Annotated in this window: 18 protein-coding genes and 1 other annotated feature; of the genes, 11 read left to right on the top strand and 7 right to left on the bottom strand. The window is 54.6% G+C overall.

The genetic code is table 11. The features are described 5' to 3' along the window. Positions 1–4: 4 nt before the first annotated feature. Together hisG and hisL are read right to left on the bottom strand one after the other, a co-directional pair. Positions 5–904: an ATP phosphoribosyltransferase gene (gene hisG, locus FY046_RS02775; RefSeq protein ID WP_133841557.1), complete on the bottom strand. Its 900-nt coding sequence runs from the start codon at positions 902–904 to the stop codon at positions 5–7. Positions 905–962: 58 nt separating this feature from the next. After that, positions 963–1,085: a sequence feature (His leader region), on the bottom strand. Then, positions 1,061–1,108, bottom strand: a complete 48-nt coding sequence (hisL, locus tag FY046_RS02770) for a his operon leader peptide (protein ID WP_100396937.1) — start codon at positions 1,106–1,108, stop codon at positions 1,061–1,063. (Overlaps the previous feature by 25 nt.) A gap of 190 nt (positions 1,109–1,298) precedes the next feature. Between hisL and FY046_RS02765 the strand changes: the two genes are divergently transcribed. After that, a complete protein-coding gene (locus FY046_RS02765) occupies positions 1,299–2,126 on the top strand; it encodes an SDR family oxidoreductase (RefSeq protein WP_133841558.1) in 828 nt (275 codons plus the stop codon). A 65-nt stretch (positions 2,127–2,191) separates the two neighbouring features. On the opposite strand, the gene FY046_RS02760 is transcribed toward FY046_RS02765, so the two are convergent. Genes FY046_RS02760 through puuD form a run of 3 tightly spaced genes read right to left on the bottom strand, consistent with a single transcriptional unit; the run spans position 2,192 to position 4,845 of the window. After that, positions 2,192–3,469 (bottom strand): NAD(P)/FAD-dependent oxidoreductase, encoded by a 1,278-nt coding sequence (locus tag FY046_RS02760; RefSeq protein WP_133841559.1) that lies wholly within the window; start codon positions 3,467–3,469, stop codon positions 2,192–2,194. Between the two features lie 57 nt (positions 3,470–3,526). Continuing rightward, the gene (gene puuR, locus FY046_RS02755; protein WP_133841560.1) at positions 3,527–4,084 is read right to left on the bottom strand and encodes an HTH-type transcriptional regulator PuuR; all 558 of its coding nucleotides are present in this window, start codon (positions 4,082–4,084) and stop codon (positions 3,527–3,529) included. Further along, the gene (gene puuD, locus FY046_RS02750) at positions 4,081–4,845 is read right to left on the bottom strand and encodes a gamma-glutamyl-gamma-aminobutyrate hydrolase (RefSeq protein ID WP_446185729.1); all 765 of its coding nucleotides are present in this window, start codon (positions 4,843–4,845) and stop codon (positions 4,081–4,083) included. Before puuD ends, puuR begins: the two co-directional genes overlap by 4 nt. A 221-nt stretch (positions 4,846–5,066) precedes the next feature. Here puuD and FY046_RS02745 point away from each other — a divergent pair, with 221 nt between their 5' ends. Both FY046_RS02745 and FY046_RS02740 read left to right on the top strand, forming a co-directional pair. Then, a complete protein-coding gene (locus FY046_RS02745) occupies positions 5,067–6,482 on the top strand; it encodes a glutamine synthetase family protein (protein WP_167863655.1) in 1,416 nt (471 codons plus the stop codon). A gap of 470 nt (positions 6,483–6,952) precedes the next feature. Next, positions 6,953–8,320, top strand: a complete 1,368-nt coding sequence (locus FY046_RS02740; protein ID WP_133841564.1) for an APC family permease — start codon at positions 6,953–6,955, stop codon at positions 8,318–8,320. Positions 8,321–8,381: 61 nt separating this feature from the next. Here FY046_RS02740 and sbcB read toward each other — a convergent pair whose 3' ends face one another. Then, a complete protein-coding gene (gene sbcB / locus FY046_RS02735) occupies positions 8,382–9,809 on the bottom strand; it encodes an exodeoxyribonuclease I (protein WP_171149155.1) in 1,428 nt (475 codons plus the stop codon). 315 nt (positions 9,810–10,124) lie between these two features. Here sbcB and dacD point away from each other — a divergent pair, with 315 nt between their 5' ends. The 4 genes from dacD (at position 10,125) to FY046_RS02715 (ending at position 13,647) form a co-directional block, all read left to right on the top strand. After that, on the top strand, positions 10,125–11,270 hold the full coding sequence (gene dacD, locus FY046_RS02730) for a serine-type D-Ala-D-Ala carboxypeptidase DacD (protein ID WP_159336695.1): 1,146 nt from the start codon (positions 10,125–10,127) through the stop codon (positions 11,268–11,270). 155 nt (positions 11,271–11,425) lie between these two features. Further along, the gene (sbmC, locus tag FY046_RS02725; RefSeq protein WP_133841568.1) at positions 11,426–11,896 is read left to right on the top strand and encodes a DNA gyrase inhibitor SbmC; all 471 of its coding nucleotides are present in this window, start codon (positions 11,426–11,428) and stop codon (positions 11,894–11,896) included. Between the two features lie 213 nt (positions 11,897–12,109). Continuing rightward, positions 12,110–13,168, top strand: coding sequence for an FUSC family protein (locus tag FY046_RS02720; protein ID WP_159336346.1), 1,059 nt, complete (start codon positions 12,110–12,112; stop codon positions 13,166–13,168). 161 nt (positions 13,169–13,329) lie between these two features. Continuing rightward, positions 13,330–13,647, top strand: coding sequence for a DUF496 family protein (locus tag FY046_RS02715; protein WP_133841570.1), 318 nt, complete (start codon positions 13,330–13,332; stop codon positions 13,645–13,647). 56 nt (positions 13,648–13,703) lie between these two features. Here FY046_RS02715 and FY046_RS02710 read toward each other — a convergent pair whose 3' ends face one another. After that, positions 13,704–14,777 carry a LacI family DNA-binding transcriptional regulator gene (locus tag FY046_RS02710; protein ID WP_446185728.1) on the bottom strand — a complete coding sequence of 358 codons (1,074 nt, stop codon included), beginning with the start codon at positions 14,775–14,777 and terminating at the stop codon, positions 13,704–13,706. Between the two features lie 175 nt (positions 14,778–14,952). Here FY046_RS02710 and FY046_RS02705 point away from each other — a divergent pair, with 175 nt between their 5' ends. The 4 genes from FY046_RS02705 to FY046_RS02690 all read left to right on the top strand — a co-directional run bounded on the left by FY046_RS02705 (position 14,953) and on the right by FY046_RS02690 (position 18,860). Further along, positions 14,953–15,849, top strand: a complete 897-nt coding sequence (locus tag FY046_RS02705; RefSeq protein ID WP_133841572.1) for a Kdo hydroxylase family protein — start codon at positions 14,953–14,955, stop codon at positions 15,847–15,849. Between the two features lie 135 nt (positions 15,850–15,984). Continuing rightward, positions 15,985–17,415: an EmmdR/YeeO family multidrug/toxin efflux MATE transporter gene (locus FY046_RS02700; protein WP_133841573.1), complete on the top strand. Its 1,431-nt coding sequence runs from the start codon at positions 15,985–15,987 to the stop codon at positions 17,413–17,415. A gap of 112 nt (positions 17,416–17,527) precedes the next feature. Then, complete coding sequence (locus FY046_RS02695; protein ID WP_171149142.1) at positions 17,528–18,331, top strand: siderophore-interacting protein; 804 nt, start codon at positions 17,528–17,530, stop codon at positions 18,329–18,331. 1 nt (position 18,332) lies between these two features. After that, positions 18,333–18,860: a PadR family transcriptional regulator gene (locus FY046_RS02690; protein ID WP_446185727.1), complete on the top strand. Its 528-nt coding sequence runs from the start codon at positions 18,333–18,335 to the stop codon at positions 18,858–18,860. Positions 18,861–19,018: the final 158 nt, after the last annotated feature.

The following is a 19,018-nucleotide window of genomic DNA, read 5'->3' as shown; positions in this document are numbered from 1 at the left end:
CGAATTACTCCATCATCTTCTCAATGGGCAGTACCAGAATGGAACTGGCACCCAGGGCTTTCAGTTTTTCCATCGTTTCCCAGAACAGGGTTTCAGTGCTGACCATGTGCATCGCTACGCGGCTCTTATCACCGGCCAGCGGCAGCAGGGTTGGGCGCTCAGCACCCGGTAGCAGGGCGATGATATCGTCCAGGCGTTCGCTCGGTGCGTGCAGCATGATGTATTTGGATTCACGCGCCTGAATCACACCCTGGATACGGGTCATCAGTTTGTCGATCAGCTCCTGTTTGGCGGCAGGCATCTCGCCATCGCGCTGGATCAGGCAGGCTTTAGAGCGGTAGATCACTTCCACTTCACGCAGACCGTTGGCTTCCAGCGTGGCGCCGGTCGAGACCAGGTCGCAGATCGCATCGGCCAGGCCGGCGCGCGGGGCGACTTCGACGGAACCGTTCAGCAGGCAGGATTTGAAGTTGACGCCCTGCTTGTCCAGGTACTTTTTCAGCAAGTGCGGATAAGAGGTGGCAATGCGGGTGTTTTGTAAACACTGTGGACCGGTATATTCGTCATCAACGGACATCGCCAGTGACAGGCGACAGCCACCGAAGTCGAGGCGGCGCAGCGTGAAGTAACGGGGATCTTCGCCCTGAGCACGGCGGGTCAGCAGCTCTTCCTCCAGCACGTTCTCACCGATAATCCCCAGATCGACCACGCCATCCATCACCAGGCCCGGAATATCGTCATCGCGCACCCGCAGAATATCAATCGGCATGTTTTCGGCGAAGGCGATCAGGCGCTGCTGCTGGAGGTTGATTTTAATACCGCAGCGCGCGAGCAATTCGCGTGATTCATCGCTTAAACGGCCAGATTTCTGCATAGCTATGCGTAAACGGGTGTTATCTAACATGGGTTCTTATCCTTTTCCTGTCTGTATGGTGTATCCGCGTTCTTCTGATCTCAGGGCATAAAAAAAGCCCCCGGAAGGCGATCTTCCGGGGGCTGAGTTTGCGTTCTGCACCACTGGAAGATCCTGATCGTCTTCCAGCACACATCGCCTGAAAGACTAGTCAGGGTGATGGTGATGATGGTGATTGAACTGAACGCGTGTCATAAAATTCTCTTGGATGAATGGATATTCATTACGTGACAAATAACCTAACGAGAATGGACGCGTGGCGCAACACTTTTTTGTAAATGTTGAAAAATTCTCTTATCAACTGTCGGTTGTCACTGACTGAGCGCTGGCGTAGCCTGATAAGATAGCGGTCTGCACGATCGGCATTAACAACAGGAGTTGAGGGATGAAACGAGTCGCAATTGTCGGCCTGGGATGGTTAGGTATGCCACTGGCCATGTCGCTGGCGGGCGCGGGCTGGCAGGTCACCGGCACCAAAACCACGCCTGATGGCGTTAATGCTGCGCGAGGAAGCGGCATTGACTGTTATCTTCTTGAATTGACACCGGAACTGAACTGCGATGCAGACGATCTTGAGGCGTTACTCAGCGTGGATGCGCTGGTGGTGACACTACCGGCCAGCCGGACGGCGGCCGGGGGCGAAAATTATCTGCTGTCTGTACAGCAACTGGTAGACAGTGCGCTGGCGTTTAACGTGCCACGGATTATCTTTACCAGTTCAACCTCGGTTTACGGCGATCATAGCGGTATCACTAAAGAGAGCAGCGAGCTGGACCCGGTCAGCGTGGCCGGACAGACGCTACAGACGCTGGAGAACTGGCTGCATAATCTGCCGAACACCTCAGTGGATATCTTACGTCTTGCCGGACTGGTTGGCCCACATCGCCATCCCGGACGTTTTCTCGCCGGAAAAACCGATATCGCCAATGGTAACCAGGGGGTCAACCTTGTGCACCTGGACGATGTGATTGCGGCGATTAGCCTGCTGTTGCAGACGCCGAAAGGCGGGCATATCTATAATCTCAGTGCCCCGCAGCACCCGGCGCGTAATCAGTTTTACCCGCAGGTTGCGCGGCAGTTAGGGCTGACGCCGCCAACCTTCCTGGCGGACCATGATAAAAACAGTGGCAAGCTGATCGATGGCAGTAAAATCTGTCGCGAGCTGGGGTTCGAGTACCGTTATCCCGATCCTGCCAGGATGCCATTGTCATAATCAACAAGGGGTTGTCGCAGTGGGGGACCCTTTTTCCGGTCGCCCCGTGCTGATGCCCGGCCCGGTTACACGCCCAGTCGGTCTCGTAATGCATACCACGCCGCACCAATGGCGGTTAACGGCACGCGAAGGCGACGACCGCCAGGGAAGGGCAGGTGCGGTAGTCGGGCAAACGCATCGAAGCGCTCGGCATCTCCGCGCATTGCCTCAGCAATTAACTTTCCAGCCAGATGGGTGCAGGTCACCCCGTGTCCGCTGTCACCCTGCATGTAGTAAACGCCGTTCTCCAGGCGCCCAAACTGTGGCATCCGTGACAGGGTCAGCAGGAAATTACCGCTCCACGCATAGTCAAACTTCACGCCAGCCAGCTGCGGGAAGGTCTTCAGTAGTTTCGGGCGGATAAGAGCATCGATATCACCTGGATCGCGCGCCCCGTAGATCACGCCGCCCCCGTACAACAGGCGGTTATCCGCTGTCAGGCGGAAGTAATCCAGCAGATAGTTACAGTCCTCCACGCAGCGATGGTTGGGCAGCAGCGACAGGGCCTGATCCGCGGACAGGGGTTCGGTGGCAATAATTTGCGAACCACAGGGCAGGCTTTTTTTCGCCAGCCGCGGTTCAAGATGCGGCGCGAGATAGGCATTACCGGCAAAGATGACAAAACGTGCGCTGACCTCACCGCGCCCGGTACGCACCCGATGCGGGGTGCCATATTGTACGGCGGTCACGGCAGAGTTTTCATAAATACGCCCGCCGTGGCGGCGGATGGCCTCGGCCTCACCCAACGCCAGATTCAGCGGGTGAATATGGCCGCCACGTTTATCCAGCAGCCCGCCGACATAGCGTTCAGTGCCCACTTCTCGTCGGATGCCACTCTGGTCCAGCAGTTCGACGTCGTGATTGCCATAGCGCTGCCATAGCTGGTGTTGCGATGTCAGATGCTGCATCTGGCGGTTATTCAACGCGGCGAAAATACTGCCCGGACGATAATCACAGCGAATCGCATAGCGATCGATGCGATCGCGAATGATCGTTGCTCCTTCAAACATCATGCTGCCGAGCAGACGTGCCGTCTCTTTGCCGTAACGTTGTTCAATAACATCAACATCACGGCTGTAAGAGTTAACCACCTGGCCGCCATTGCGCCCGCTGGCACCGAAGCCCACCCGGGCCGCCTCCAGCAGTACGACATCGTAGCCCGCCTCGGTAAGGAACAGAGCAGACGACAGCCCGGTAAAGCCCCCGCCAATGATGCAGACATCGCACTGGATATCCCCTTCCAGCACTGGCCAGGGATCGTGTGGGTTTGTGGTGGCGGCATAATAGCTGTTGATATGTTCCATACCTTCTCCCTTAATCACTGGCTCAGAGGCGACCGGAAACAGCATCGCCTCTGGCCGTCAGAATGTGGCCGGAGTATGTGCACTGATAATACGGCAGGGCCGCGTGGATGAATTGGTAAAGCTGTGCGGTTTGCCGGTATCGATCACATAGCTCTGCCCGGCGTGAAGTGCGTAGTGCTGGCCGCTGATCGTCAGGATGATTTCGCCTTCCAGCAGCGTGCCGGTCTCTTCTCCCTGATGGCGGATTTTTTCGCCGGTGGTGGCACCGGGTTCGTAGGTTTCCAGCAGCATTGCCAGCGTACGCTGAGGATTGCCGTTGTGGATCAGACGCAGCGATACGCCCTGACTGCCGATATCGATCAGCTCATGGGCATCGATCACCACCTTTGGCGGTTCATCCTGCACTTTTTCGGCAAAAAACTCGGACAGCGACAGGCCGTATACCTTGAGAAGTTTTTGCAGCGTGCTGACGGCCGGGCTGACTTTATCCTGTTCAATCGTACTGATGGCGCTGTGCGTCAGCCCGGAAAGCTCCGCCACGCGACGCTGGGACAATCCCATCTGTTGCCGGATTTCGGATAAACGCCGTCCGGGCGCCAGCGTGGTTTCACTCATTGCTGTGCGTCCTTTTTTGATGCCACGCAGGCGGTGAGGAAGCCCTCAAACAGCTGACGTGAAAGCGCCGAGCTGTCGCTGTGCCATTCAGGATGCCACTGGACCGCCAGGGCAAACGGGTGCTGGCGATGGCTGACAGCCTCGATCAGCCCGTCTCCGGCACGCGCCTCAATGCGCAAGGCATCACCCGGCGAACGAATACCCTGCTGGTGCAGGGAGTTGACCCAAAATTTTTCACAATGATTCACCAGCGGTGCCAGCAAGCCTCCCGGTTCCACCCAGACTTCATGCGCCGGGGCATATTGCTGGTCCAGTGACAGTTCCTCGTCCTCACGATGCTCCTGAAGGCCCTCAACCTGATGTAACCGACGGTGCAGCGTACCGCCGGTGGCCACCACCAGCTCCTGTAAGCCGCGACAAATCGCCAGCAACGGCATCTGGTGGTCCAGCGCATAGCGGATCAGGGCAAAGGAGAGCGTATCGCGGCCGGGATCGGCGAGAACTTCTTTGCCGCTCTCGCCGTAGTGGTGGGGTTCAATATTGCTGGGGCTGCCGGTCAGCAGAATGCCATCCAGAACGGCCATTGCATTCTCTAACCGCTGAGGAGCGGCCATCAGTCCGTGGGGCAGGGCGAGCGGGATACCGCCTTGAGAGAAGATGGCATCGAGGTATTTGTTATGCACCATCTGCGTCGGGTGGCCGCCAATATCGGTTTGGCACATCACCACGCCAATCAACGGCTTGTCAAAAATAATGCCCATCAATCCCTCCTCATGCTGGTCAATATATCAACCATTCGAGCCAGAAATGGCCGAAAACTGTGCAATATATTTTCAATCTAGCAATCAGGTGCTTAATATTCAAACGCAATAAGCGCAAATATAAAGCGGATAGTTACATTTGCACACTTTTTGTGTTGGCGCTATGTTAAGAGGGTGGCTGTTATTTTGAGCAGTATTCAACAACCTGAAAAGGTGATGCGATGACCAATATTGTCGAAGTTGAAGACTTCACGCGGCACAGTGAAGAAAAACGAACCAGCGCGTTCCAGAATGAAGTGAAAGCTTATCTGGAACGCCATCCTGAAACGCAGTATGCCGATATTCTTCTTAATGATTTAAATGGGGTGTTTCGCGGTAAACGTATCCCCATCGCCAGTCTGACAAAACTTGATAAGGGTTGCTACTTCCCGGCATCGGTCTTCGCCATGGATATTCTGGGCAATACCGTTGAAGAGGCTGGACTCGGCCAGGCGCTGGGCGAACCCGATAACCTTTGCATGCCGGTTGAAGGCACCTTAACCCCCTCTGCGGCGGACCCGCACCATCTGGCACAGGTTCTGCTGACTATGTGTAATCAAGATGGCACTCCCTTTGACGTTGAACCCCGAAACGTACTCAATCACCTCTGGCAGCGACTGCGCAATCGAGGTTTGTTTCCGGTGGTAGCGGTAGAGCTGGAGTTCTATCTGGTCGACAAGCAGCGTGATGCGGAAGGCGATATTCAGCCACCGTGTGCGCCGGGCAGCGACGAACGCAGCATGCAGAGCCAGGTCTATTCTGTCGATAATCTTGACCATTTCTCAGCGGTACTGGGTGATATCGATTCCCTGGCGCATTTACAAGGGATACCGGCTGACGGTGCGCTGGCGGAAGCGTCACCGGGGCAGTTTGAAATCAACTTGCATCACACCCGCCATGTGCTCAATGCCTGCGATCATGCTGTACAGCTAAAACGCCTGGTGCGCCAGGTTGCCGAGCAGCACGGGATGAATGCCACCTTTATGGCAAAACCTTACGAGGCCTATGCGGGCAGTGGCATGCACGTGCATATCAGCATGCTGGATGCGGCCGATCATAATGCTTTTGCCAATGACGATGGCAGCGATTCGCCGCTGCTGAAGCGCGCGCTGGCGGGCATGATTGACCTGATGCCTGCATCAATGGCGCTGCTGGCCCCAAATGTGAACGCTTATCGCCGTTTTCTGCCGGAGGCGTTCGTTCCGCTTCAGGCATCGTGGGGCCATAACAACCGCACCGTGGCCCTGCGCATCCCCTGTGGCGATCAGCAAAACCATCGCGTGGAATATCGTGTCGCCGGGGCGGACGCTAATCCTTATCTGGTGATGGCGGCCATTCTGGCAGGCATATTACATGGGCTGGACAATCAATTACCTTTACCTCCTGCGGTCAAAGGTAACGGACACGAAGCGGAAGGGAACCCGCTGCCGATCCGCCAAAGCGATGCGCTGAATGCCTTTGAGCAAAGCCATCAGATACAGGCATTATTGGGCACGCGTTTTGGTTTTGTCTGGCATCAGTGTAAGCACCATGAACTGATGCAGTTTGAACGGTTGATCACCACCACGGAGATTGACTGGATGCTGAAAAATGCCTGAAAATCCCTGTACCGGGTGTGACTGTCACGCCCGGCTTACTCTCTTTGTTTCAATAAATTGTAACTGAAACTCTTAGGGGCTTGTCATTGCGCCTTACTTTGGTGCAGAATGTGCGCCCTGCAAAATGATACCTGTAAACCGACGCTTAATTTCCTGGCGGCGGTATTTTTTTATCTGTCGGTCAGCAGGCAACACAACTTTCGCATTTTAAAGAGGCCGGTCCAGAACCGGATAGATATTCGCTTTTAAATACACTTTGACGTGTTTTATTGAGGAAACAAACATGGGGCTTCACCATCTTACTCCAGCGTCTGCTGGGATCCGTCAGCGCGATGACTACGGCGCCACAGCAGGTGATACCTTCACGCCTGCCTGTTCTTCCCAGTATCCTCTTTCGAAAAGCTATCGCACGATGCATAGCTCCCCTGTGGTTCAACCCAGAACGGTTGATGCTGTGGGGAGGCTAAATCATGTCGTTTGATACGCTCAATTCAGCCGCCCAGCCGCGTGCAAAACTGAAAAAAACGCTGACGTTACTGCCTGTTGTGATGATGGGTCTGGCTTATATGCAGCCAATGACTTTATTTGATACGTTTGGCATTGTTTCTGGCCTGACAGATGGCCACGTCGCGACCGCGTACGCCTTTGCGCTGATTGCTATTCTGTTTACCGCACTGAGCTACGGCCAGTTGGTTCGTCGTTTCCCGTCTGCGGGATCGGCCTATACCTATGCGCAGAAAGCGATCAGCCCGCACGTCGGCTTTATGGTCGGCTGGTCTTCGCTACTTGATTATCTGTTTATGCCGATGATCAATATCCTGCTGGCGAAAATATACTGGGAAGCACTGGTCCCTGGCATTCCATCGTGGATCTTTGTGATCTTGCTGGTGGGCTTTATGACCCTCTCCAACCTCAAAGGTATTAAAACCGTTGCCAACTTTAACAGTGTAATTGTTGTGCTGCAGGTAGTGGTGATGGTGGCGATCATGGCGATGGTTGTCTGGGGTGTGGCGCACGGTGAAGGCGCAGGCACGCTGGTCAGCAGCAAACCGTTCTGGTCAGAAAATGCCAATGTGGTGCCGATGATCACTGGCGCGACGATACTCTGTTTCTCCTTCCTTGGCTTTGACGGTATCAGTTCACTGTCGGAAGAGACCAAAGATGCAGAGCGCGTTATCCCGAAAGCGATCTTCCTCACCGCACTGATTGGCGGCGTCATCTTTATTGTGGTGTCCTATTTCCTGCAGTTGTATTTCCCGGATATCTCGCGCTTTAAAGATCCGGACGCATCACAGCCGGAAATTATGCTGTATGTGGCAGGTAAAGCCTTCCAGTTCGGTATCCTGATCTTCTCCTGCGTGACGGTACTGGCTTCTGGTATGGCGGCGCATGCGGGCGTGTCACGTCTGATGTATGTGATGGGCCGTGATGGGGTATTCCCGGTACGTTTCTTCGGTTATATCCATCCGAAATGGCGTACGCCAGCACTGAACGTGCTGCTGGTCGGGGTGATCGCACTCTCCTCAATCACCTTCGATCTGGTGACGGCAACGGCGCTGATTAACTTTGGTGCGCTGGTGGCGTTTACCTTCGTTAACCTGTCGGTGATTTCTCAGTTCTGGATCCGTGAGAAGCGTAACAAGACCTTGAAAGATAACTTCAAGTTCCTTGTGCTGCCGCTGATGGGTGCACTGACAGTGGGTGCACTGTGGGTGAATCTGGAAGAGAGCTCCATGGTGCTGGGCCTGGTCTGGGCCGCGATTGGTCTGCTGTATCTGGCCTTTGTCACCCGCAGCTTCCGTAATCCGGTGCCACAGTGCAGTGAAGATTTGATGTAAACCCTCGTGGGTGCATCATTCTCTGTGAGGGCGGGCCGCTGTTGGGTCCGCCCTTTTCATATCAGGACACCAGCTCCCGCGCGTACTCAAACAGCGCTTTCAGCTGATCCAGCTTCGCCTGTTCCCCTTCGTACTGATTAAACAACATTTCCAGTTCCTGAATATAATTCTGCACCCGCTCAGGATGCAGCACTTCGCGACGATGCTGCAGCCAGCGTTTCTGCTCGGCATCATCCAGCGTGCCGGGGAAGTTACGTGCGCGATAGCGGAACAGTAACTTCTCAATGCGTGCATCATTGAATGCTAAATCCAGCGCCGGAAGATTCTCCGGCACGGTCTGACGAATAATATTCATCGCATTGCGGTCGGCATCGCTAAAGAAGCCGTTATAAATCTGGGCATCCACATCTTTGGAGGCTTTGAACGGTTCGGCATCGGCATACAGCGCTACTACTTTCTCGCGTACCTCAGGGTGTTGACGCAGCAGGGTGAGATTATCCAGGCAGCGCTGACGGTCAATCCCAATGCGTTCCGCATCTTCCGGACGAAGGGTATTCGCCGGGGCAACTACCGGGCACTTGTTAATATGAACCAGCTTCAGCGGTACCGGGGCGGCATCACCCAGCTCACTGCGCGGGGTATACAACCGCTCACGCAGTTCATCGGCGCTCAGGGTGAGTAGGGGGGTCATATCACCGCCCAGATCGCAGGTGATCAGGGCATTGCGATTATCGGGATGCCAGGCCAGCGGGGCAATCCAGCTGGTGTTACCGCGAGCCGCGCCAAACATGCCGGAAATATGCACCAGGGGTTTCATCTGCGGAATATCAACCAGCGCGCTGATTTTTTGCTTATTACGGTGGCTGAACAGGAAGTCATACAGGCGTGGCTGCTTCTCCTTGACCCGTTTTGCCATCGCAATGGTGGCATAAACATCCGACATCGCATCGTGGGCGTTTTCATGGGCAACACCGTTGGCTTTGGTCAGGTGTTCAAGGCGGAAGCTGGGGAAGCCGTCCTCGTTTTCAGGCCATTCGATGCCTTCCGGGCGCAAGGCATAGCAGGCACGCATCACATCCAGCAGGTCCCAGCGGCTGTTGCCGTACTGCCAGCTCCAGGCGTAGGGATCGTAAAAGTTACGATAGAACAGATTGCGGCTGACCTCATCGTCAAAGCGCACATTGTTATAGCCCACCACACAGGTGTTAGGTTCGCTGAACAACTGATGAATACGGCGGGTAAATTCCGCTTCACTGACACCGCGAGCACGCGCAATTTGCGGCGTGATGCCGGTGATCATCACGGCTTCCGGCTGTGGCAGATAGTCATCCGCAGGCTGACAGTAAAATACCTCGGGCTCGCCCAGGATGTTGAAATCCATATCGGTACGGATGCCCGCAAACTGCGCAGGGCGGTCCAGCGAGGGGCTTTTACCGAAGGTCTCGTAATCGTGGAAAAGGAAGGTGGGTTGGTTGGCTTTGTCTTTCACTGTTTCGCTGTCCACTTCTGTTTGTTAACTTTCTAAAAACGCAGTGCCTGATCCTTGATGTGAACCTTCCCGCATTGGCTTATGTCCCATAGTAAACCATATCCAGACAGGCATGAAGTGGCAGGGCGTCCATTGCCGCTGTGCAAATCGGCTTTTCACAGAGTATATTTTTAATTCCCTGATTTATTCATATTTTCTTGCAATTTAGTCACGCAAAGACATCACGGATCCCGTACAACATGCGCAGTTTTTTATTGTGTCTATGTTGAGGATTGAGCGTTGAAAAAGCATCAGCTTGCAAGTTTCTGTGTGGTTATGGCCCTGAGTACCGCCGTCTGTGCCGAAGGCCAGCCTGCCGGGGATGCACTGGCATTCCCGATGACCGCTCCGGCGATTGATGCCGCCTCCTGGGTGCTGATGGATGCCACCACCGGACAAATCCTCACTTCCGGGAATCCGGACGAACGCCGCAACCCGGCCAGCCTCACCAAGCTGATGACCGGCTATGTGGTGGATCGCGCCATTGATAAAAAGCGCATCACCCGTGACGACATGGTGACCGTGGGTAACGATGCCTGGGGAGCCGGTAACCCGGTATTTAAAGGATCGTCACTGATGTTCATTAAACCGGGGGAGAAAATCTCAGTACGCGACCTCAGCCGGGGGGTGATTATTGATTCCGGTAACGATGCCTGTGTTGCACTGGCTGACTATGTGGCCGGCAGTCAGGCGAATTTCGTCACCATGATGAATCAGTACGTGGATAAACTGGGGCTGAGCAATACCCACTTTGAAACTGTGCATGGACTGGATGCACCAGGGCAGTTCACCACGGCACGCGATCTGGCCACGCTATCGCGCGCCATCATTAGCGGTGAGCAGGACTTCTACCAGATGTACAGTGAGAAATCGCTCACCTGGAATGGCATTACTCAGCAGAACCGCAACGGCCTGCTGTGGGATAAAACACTGCATGTTGATGGGCTGAAAACCGGTCATACCGAAAGCGCGGGCTTCAATATTATCGCCTCCAGTGTTGACGGGCAGCGCCGCCTGATTGCCGTGATCATGGGCGGAAAAAGTTCTAAAGGGCGGGAAGAGCAGGCGCGTAAACTGCTGACCTGGGGCCAGAGCCAGTTCGATACCATCCAGCTGTTCCACGCCGGCAAAGAGATTGGCCATGAAAACGTCTGGTACGGTAACCCGCACCGCGTTTCTCTGGGCAGCGAGAAAGATGTATTCCTGGCACTGCCGCGTGATCAAGTGCAGAAAGTGAAAGCCCGGTATGTGATTGACCGCAAAGACCTGGAAGCCCCGATTAAACTGCATGAACAGGTGGGCACTATCCAACTGGTCGAAGGGGACAAAACGCTGGCCAGCTACCCGCTGGTGGCGTTGCAACCGATTGAGCAGGCGGGGCTTATCACCCGCATCAGCGACTACATCAAACAGAAGTTATAATCTCACTCTGCGCGGGCCGGGCATAAAAACATGACCCGGCCATCCCTCCACTCTGTGCAGCGCCTCACAAATCATTTCTCTTCAACGAAAGATGCCTGGTAAAAATCGATTTTAATGGTTATTTATACAGTGGTTAATTCATTGAGGAGAGAACCATGCAGGTCGAGATTAAGCATCTTGAGGCGAAAAATGTAGCCGCCTTTCGTCTGGTCGGTCCCTGGCAGGACACCGCGCCGCAAGGCTTTGCCCGTTTGAGCGAATGGGTGGAACGTCATCAGTTGGCAGGAGACTGGCTGGCGATCTATTACGATAACCCCGAGATCGTCCCCCCCGAACAGTTGCGTATTGATACCGGTATCAGTGTGCCTGATGGCTACGTTTTGCCGCTGGGCAGTGAAGGGGTTGAACTGCGTTCTCTTCCCGGTGGCACCTATGGCGTGGCGAAAGTCACCGTCAACGACGGCGATTTTTCAACCCCCTGGCTGGCCTTTTACGACGAGTGGTTGCCGAACAGTGGCTATCAGCGTGCAGAAGGGCCCTGTTTTGATCACTATCTGAATGACGGATCGCAAAGCGGTATTTGGGAGTTCCTGATCTGCGTTCCGCTGGTTAAACGCAGCCTTTAGCACACTCTGTTTTGTTGTCGAAATGTGAATGACATCCGCAAGAAGAAAATGGCCGATTAACGGGTTGTATCAGTGCGGTAATCTCAGTGTTTTCTGCTGCTTAATGCAGTGAAATGAGCGAGAAAACGGGGGAAAACATCCCTCGTTCGCCTGTTACCTGAGCCTGCTTCAGGTATGATGTCCCGCTGATTCTTTCTTCTTTCGGAGCTACCTTTGCGACCGGACAAGCCGCTGTCGGCCTTTGAGTTCAGCCTGTACCGTAATTACCGCATCGTCCACGGTGTGCGTATCGCTCTGGCATTTATCCTGACGTTCCTGCTGGTGCGCATAATGGAGATCCCGGAAGGCAGCTGGCCGCTTATCACGCTGGTGGTGGTGATGGGGCCGATCTCCTCGTGGGGCAACGTCTTCCCCCGTGCGGTTCAGCGTATTGGCGGTACCATCTTTGGTTCAATCTCCGGGTTGATTGCGCTCAAACTGGAACTGATCTCTATGCCGGTCATGCTGGTGTGGTGTGCGGCGGTGATGTTTATCAGTGGTTTTCTGACGCTGGGTAAGCACCCTTATATGGCGTTGCTGATCGGCATCACTCTGGCCGTGATCTGTGGCGGCATTCCGGGCGATATGACCACCGCGCTGTGGCGTGGGGGCGATGTGATCCTCGGTTCGCTGCTGGCGCTACTGTTTACCAGTATCTATCCGCAGAAAGCCTATACTCACTGGCGCATTCAGCTTTCCGATTTGCTGCTGGAGACCGCGCGGGTGTATCACGCTGGCTTTTCCTCCAACCTCGTCGAGAAGCCGCGTCTGTCACGCCCGTTACAGCGTCTGTTAACTAACGTGATTAAAATGCGTGCGTTGATCGAACCCTCCAGCAAGGAAACACGTACGCCGCGTTCGGTGTTTGAAGGTATCCAGACGCTGAACCGTAATCTGGTTTGCACGCTGGAACTCCAGCTCAATGCCTGGTGGGCTTCCCGTCAGAGTCATCTGATTATGCTCAACGCGCCGGCGCTGCGGCGTACCCAGCAAATGACCGAAAATACCCTGCGCGCACTGTCAAAGGTGATTGTCGAAGGGGATACCGGGAAAATTGCCGCCAACAGCGAAGAGCTGGCGGAAATCACCCGGGAACTGCGGCAGCTGATTGCCGAGTCAGACAGCGACGAACTGGTGGAAACGCCTATTCACGGTTATGTCTGGCTCAGTCTGGAAATGGCCAGTCAGTTGGAAAGACTGACCGAACTTATCCGACTCGCGTTGCGAAAATAGAATGATTCAGCAACAACTTACTGCGAGCTGACTCGGTTCAGGGTAAGATGGGGACAGCGCAGTTCTGTAAGTTTAAAATTGCCATCGGCAGCGGCCCGCCGTTAAGCTGATAGCCACGACAATGATGCCTGTTTGCACAGGCCCAAATGAAAGGTGTCTTCATGGAAAATGCAAAGCAATCATTTCAGGACGTACTGGAGTTCGTGCGTATGTTCCGTCGTAAGAACAAGCTGCAACGTGAAATTCACGATAATGAAAAGAAAATCCGTGATAACCAGAAGCGTGTGCTGTTGCTCGATAACCTCGGTGAGTACATCAAGCCAGGGATGAGCGTCGAAGCCATTCAGGAAATTATCGCCAGCATGCGTAGCGACTACGAAGATCGCGTTGATGACTACATCATCAAAAATGCCGACCTGTCGAAAGAACGTCGCGATCTGTCGAAAAAATTGAAATCACTGGGCGAACCAAAAGCGTAATAGCCTGTGGTGACATCAGTGAATAGAGTGAGCCGGGCAGAGATGCCCGGCTTTTTTTATGGTACGTCATTATCCAACTGTTGTGCCAGACGGCGTAACTCCTCTGCCACCGGATGAGGCGTACGCTGCGCGTAACGGGGGGCAGCAGTGCTGGCTCGCACCACGAGGGACGTTGCAAACGGGGGTAATCCTGTTTCACTGCCGGGCTGCTCCAGTTGGCGGGTCAGCCACTGTACGCTGTGTTCGCCCAACTGACGCAAATCCTGACGCACCGTGGTTAACGGTGGCTGATACCAGGCACTGTCTGCCGTATCATCATAACCGACCACCGACATCTCTGCGGGCACGGCTACGCCCATCTGATGCAGTGCCTGCATTGCGCCCAGTGCCATCTGATCGTTAGCGACCAACAGGGCAGAGGGCATCTCCTGCCCGGCCAGTTGCATCACAGCCTTAAATCCTGATTGAGCACTCCAGTCGCCCTCTAACTGGTTGCAGGGTGCCAGCTGATGCTCTTGCAATACCTCAGTCCAGACCGCGCGGCGTGCGCGTGCCGCGACCGAATCTGCCGGGCCGTTAAGCAGGGCAATATGGCGGTGCCCCAGTTGCAGCAGATGTTCTGCACCCTGACGTGCACCGGTATGCGCGCTGAAGGTGCAGGCGGCAACATCGGCATCTTCCGCCACATCTAAGAACAGGCAGGGCAGGGAGGCTGCCATGCGTTCAATCTGTTGCGCGGCCTGCGCCTCAAGCGGCACATTGATAAGCAGCGCATCGACTCGCTGGGATAACAGATCGCTGACCGCCTGCTGCGCGCCGCCGCTGCCCGCCATCGCGATCACCAGATGATAACCCAGCTGGCTGGTACGCTGCTGGATCGCCGAGGCAATCTGTGCCGGTGCCAGCAGCGCGAGATCGCTGGTGGCAAGGCCGAGTGTACGGGTATTTTTCCCCGCCAGCTGCTGCGCCACCCGGTTAGGCACATAATTCAGCGCCTGCATCGCCGCTTCCACCCGCATACGGGTCTGCTCTGCCACCTGGCTCGAATGATTCAGCACCCGGGAGACGGTCTGATAAGACACACCGGCAGCACTGGCGACGTCTTCCAGCGTTACGGAACGGGCTCTCATAGTTCACTCCTGTTTTTGAATGCGCAGTGTAGCAATAAAACGCAGCCGCATCTTTCGCTCTGCACCCTCCTTTCACACTGCCTTATGGTTTAGCCCGTGTTTAATTAAAATTGATGTCGCAGAATATAATGGTCGCCGAACTGACCTCATTTTTGACAGACAATAAGGATATAACATGTCTGAACACACGTTATCCCGGGATCGGGTGATCCACACACTTCCGCTGACCGGCTGGAATCAACCACAGCACGATAGCAATGCTCTCGAGTCACTTGAGCAGGGCAATGTCCTGTTTATGCCTCACCTGACCTTTACGCTGCTGCCGGAAGAGCTGGCTTTATTGACGCCAGCGCTGGTGGACCCCAAACGTAAAAATATCAGCTTTAATCCGCAAAAAAGTCAGGTGCGGGGCATTGCGCAGCAGGATAAAGCTCCTGAGGTGACCGCGTTACTGTCGCGCTATTATCAGCATTGCCTGCAACTGCTCGACGCGCTGCTACCGGAGTACCGCCACGCGGTGCACTCCCCGTCAAATACTCTGCGCCTGCATCCGGTCACCGCCTGGCGTGATGCCAGTTCCTGGCGTAAGGATGACAGTCGCCTGCATGTGGATGCGTTCCCTTCACGTCCCATCCAGGGCGAGCGTATTCTGCGTATTTTCACCAATATTAATCCGCACGGTGAAAGCCGTGAGTGGCGTGTTGGCGAACCTTTTCCGGTGCTGGCACAGCGATTTATGTCACATTTGAAAGGGTATTCCCCGCTGGGAAGCTGGCTACAGCATCGCCTGGGCATGACCAAATCCCGACGCACCGGATACGACCATATGATGCTCAGACTGCATGATGCGATGAAAGCGGACAGGCATTATCAGGAACAGGGGCCACAGGTGGCGCTGACGCTGCCGCCGGGCAGCAGTTGGGTCTGTTTTGCTGACCAGACGCCCCACGCGGCAATGAGTGGCCAGTTTATGCTGGAGCAGACCTTTTTACTGCCGATTTCCGGGATGAAAAATCCGCAAAATGCGCCGCTGTCGGTACTGGAAAAACTGTTGCAGCAACCGCTGTTGTAACGTTAAAGAGATGCCTCATGCAGGTATCTCTTTGTTTCTGCAATTTGAAACATAAAAAGACTTTGCATAATGTCATGTCTTTTACCATCATCTGGTTAGCGTATATTTCTTTCCCAGAGAAAAGCGGGAACAATCTTGCAAAACCTTCGTGTTTCATTGCAGCAAGCGATACAACGTACGGACTGGTATCCTAAAAGACGTTCCTTCCGCGTACTCTTCTGGCGTGAAATCACCCCGTTAGCGGTGCCGATCTTTTTTGAGAATTTATGCGTCTTGCTGATGGGGGTGCTGAGTACTTTCCTGGTCAGCTGGCTGGGCAAAGAGGCGATGGCCGGGGTCGGGCTGGCCGATAGTTTTAATATTGTCGTGATCTCCTTTTTCGCCGCTATCGACCTCGGCACAACGGTGGTGGTGGCGTTCAGCCTCGGTAAGCTGAACCGGGAACGAGCGGTGGCCGCCGCGCGTCAGTCGCTGATCATCATGACGATTTTTGCCGTTCTGCTGGCGCTGGCGATCGAGTTTGTTGGCCCGCAGATCATCGATCTGATTGCGGGTAAAGCAGAGCCGGAAGTCAAAGCGTTGGCGCTCTCCTACCTGCAAGTCACCGCCTGGAGTTACCCGGCGGCAGCCATCGCCCTGATTGGCTGCGGGGCGTTACGTGGTGCCGGAAACACCAAAATCCCGATGTTGATCAACGGCGGGATGAACATACTCAATATCATCATCAGTAGTGTACTGATCTACGGCTGTTTCTCCTGGCATGGGCTGGGGTTTGTCGGGGCCGGTCTGGGACTGACGATCTCGCGCTATATCGGTGCGGCAGCGGTGATTTACGTGCTGGTGATAGGTTTTGTTCCGGCGTTGAAAATTTCGCTAAGAAGCTATTTCACCCGTCTGAATATGAGTATTCTGCGCGAAGTGCTCGGCATTGGCGTTCCGGCCAGCATTGAATCGGTTCTGTTTAACGGCGGCAAGCTGTTAACCCAGATTTTTGTCGCCGGAATGGGGACCGATGTCATCGCCGGTAACTTTATCGCCTTCTCCATTGTGTCACTGATTAACCTGCCAGGTAATGCGCTTGGCTCCGCGTCGACCATCATTGTCGGTACCCGTCTGGGGCGCGGTCAACTGGGCCAGCCGGAGCGCCTGCTGCGCTTTATTTTCGGGCTGTCGAGTATTGGTCTGTGCCTGCTGGCGCTGCTGACGGTGCCTTTTGCCGGGCTGCTGGCACAGTTTTACACCCAGGACCCGGAAGTTATCCATGTGGTGAAAATGCTGGTCTGGCTCAATGCGGCGTTTATGCCGTTCTGGGCGGCATCATGGGTGCTGCCCGCGGGATTGAAAGGGGCACGCGATGCGCGTTACACCATGTGGGTGTCTCTGTTGAGCATGTGGGGCGGACGTATCGTGGCTGGATACCTGCTGGGCATTGTGCTGGGCTTCGGCGTCGTGGGGATCTGGCTGGGCATGGTGCTGGACTGGATGATCCGTGGGGGGTTCTTCTACCATCGAATGAACAGCGGCCGCTGGTTGTGGAAGTATCGCCCACAGCCAGAGCAACAATAGCGCACAAATTGCCTCTTTTTTTACGCATTATGAGGTCAGTCTATGTTGCGCTTAAGATATATCATAGATATATTTTACCTCGAATGAGAATGATTCCTGATTTCATATCCTAATGAGGACAAGCACGTTGACTGACTCTCCTAAAGCAAACCGTGCGCCACAGCGCGTACGTAATGAACTGCGTTTCCGCCAGCTGACGGTCACCGCGAAAACCAACGTGGCCGACAGTTTCTGGCGTATCGAATTTAGCGGTGAAGATCTCGCGGGCTTTATCTCTCCGGGCTTCGATGACCACATCAAAGTTTTTTTCCCCGATGCCAGCAGCGGTACGCTACATCTACCGGAAGTGACCGAAGACGGCGTGGTGTGGAAAGAGGGCGCACGGCCCGTTTCCCGCGACTACACACCGCTGTTCTTTGATGGCGTAGCCAAAACGCTGACCCTCGATTTCTATATTCATGACGGCGGCGTGGCCAGTGACTGGGCCGCCCAGGCACAGCCCGGTGATGCCTTAGCGATTGGCGGGCCGCGTGGTTCTCTGGTGGTGCCGGAAGACTATGCCTTCCAGCTGTATGTCTGCGATGAAAGCGGGTTGCCAGCATTTAAACGCCGTAAGGAAACCCTTCGCGGTCAGCGGCTCAGTCTGTTCGCCTATGTGGATGAGGTCGTCGGGCAGACCTATCTGGACGGTCTGAACGGCGTGGATGCAACCTGGGTCGGCAGCGGTGCCATGAAAACAGAGAATCTGGCTGCACTGATTGAGACATTCAACGGCATTCAGCTTCCGACAGAGGATTACTTTATCTGGCTGACCGGCGAAGCGGAGTTTGTGAAAAAGCTGAGTGATTACTTTATCGAACAGCGTGGCTGTGACGCGACCTTCGTGCGCGCCGTTGCTTACTGGCATCAGAAGTAACGTGAAAACGGAGCCGCCCGTGTGGCATCCCGATGGCGCAGCACGTGCCGGCCACCGCAGAAAACGTCGGGAAAAAATACTCGATGCCAGCGATATCCGGCTGCTTCTGCTGCATTTCCTCAGCCACAACGCCGCGCATGGTTATGAGTTAATCAAAGCCGTTGAGGAGCTGTCGAAAGGGGAGTACAGCCCCAGTCCGGGCATTATTTACCCCAATCTCCAGCTGCTGGAGGAGATGGAGTGCATCGCGGTAGTGGATGGTCAGGCGACACGTAAAGCCTATCGTCTGGAAGAGAAAGGGACCGAGCAGTTGCAGCAGCACGCTGCGGTACTGGTCAGCATCATTCAGCGACTGTCCACGCTGGCAGTGCTGGTGAACAACCGCAGTCTGCCGGATGTGGAACGTGCCATCCATAATATGAAAACGGCGCTCAATGTTCGCCTGTCGCAGGACGGGATCTCGCAGCAGTCGCTGTTCGCGATTATTGATGCGCTGGATGATGCAGCGAAAAAGATTGAACGTAGTTAGAATAATTGTGAGTGAATTGTGTAGAGAGTGAAAGTATTGCGCAAAGACTTCTTTATTTAATTTCCTGTCTTAACACTATTCTGCGTTAATATTTAACGCAGAATATAAACGTCTTATTCACCCCGATAACTTCTTGATTAAATATTTTATCCAACCTA

The sequence above is a fragment of the Erwinia sp. 1181_3 genome (assembly GCF_052824965.1).
Note: the sequence above shows the minus strand (reverse complement) of the source record. Positions and strands in the feature narration are given on the sequence as shown.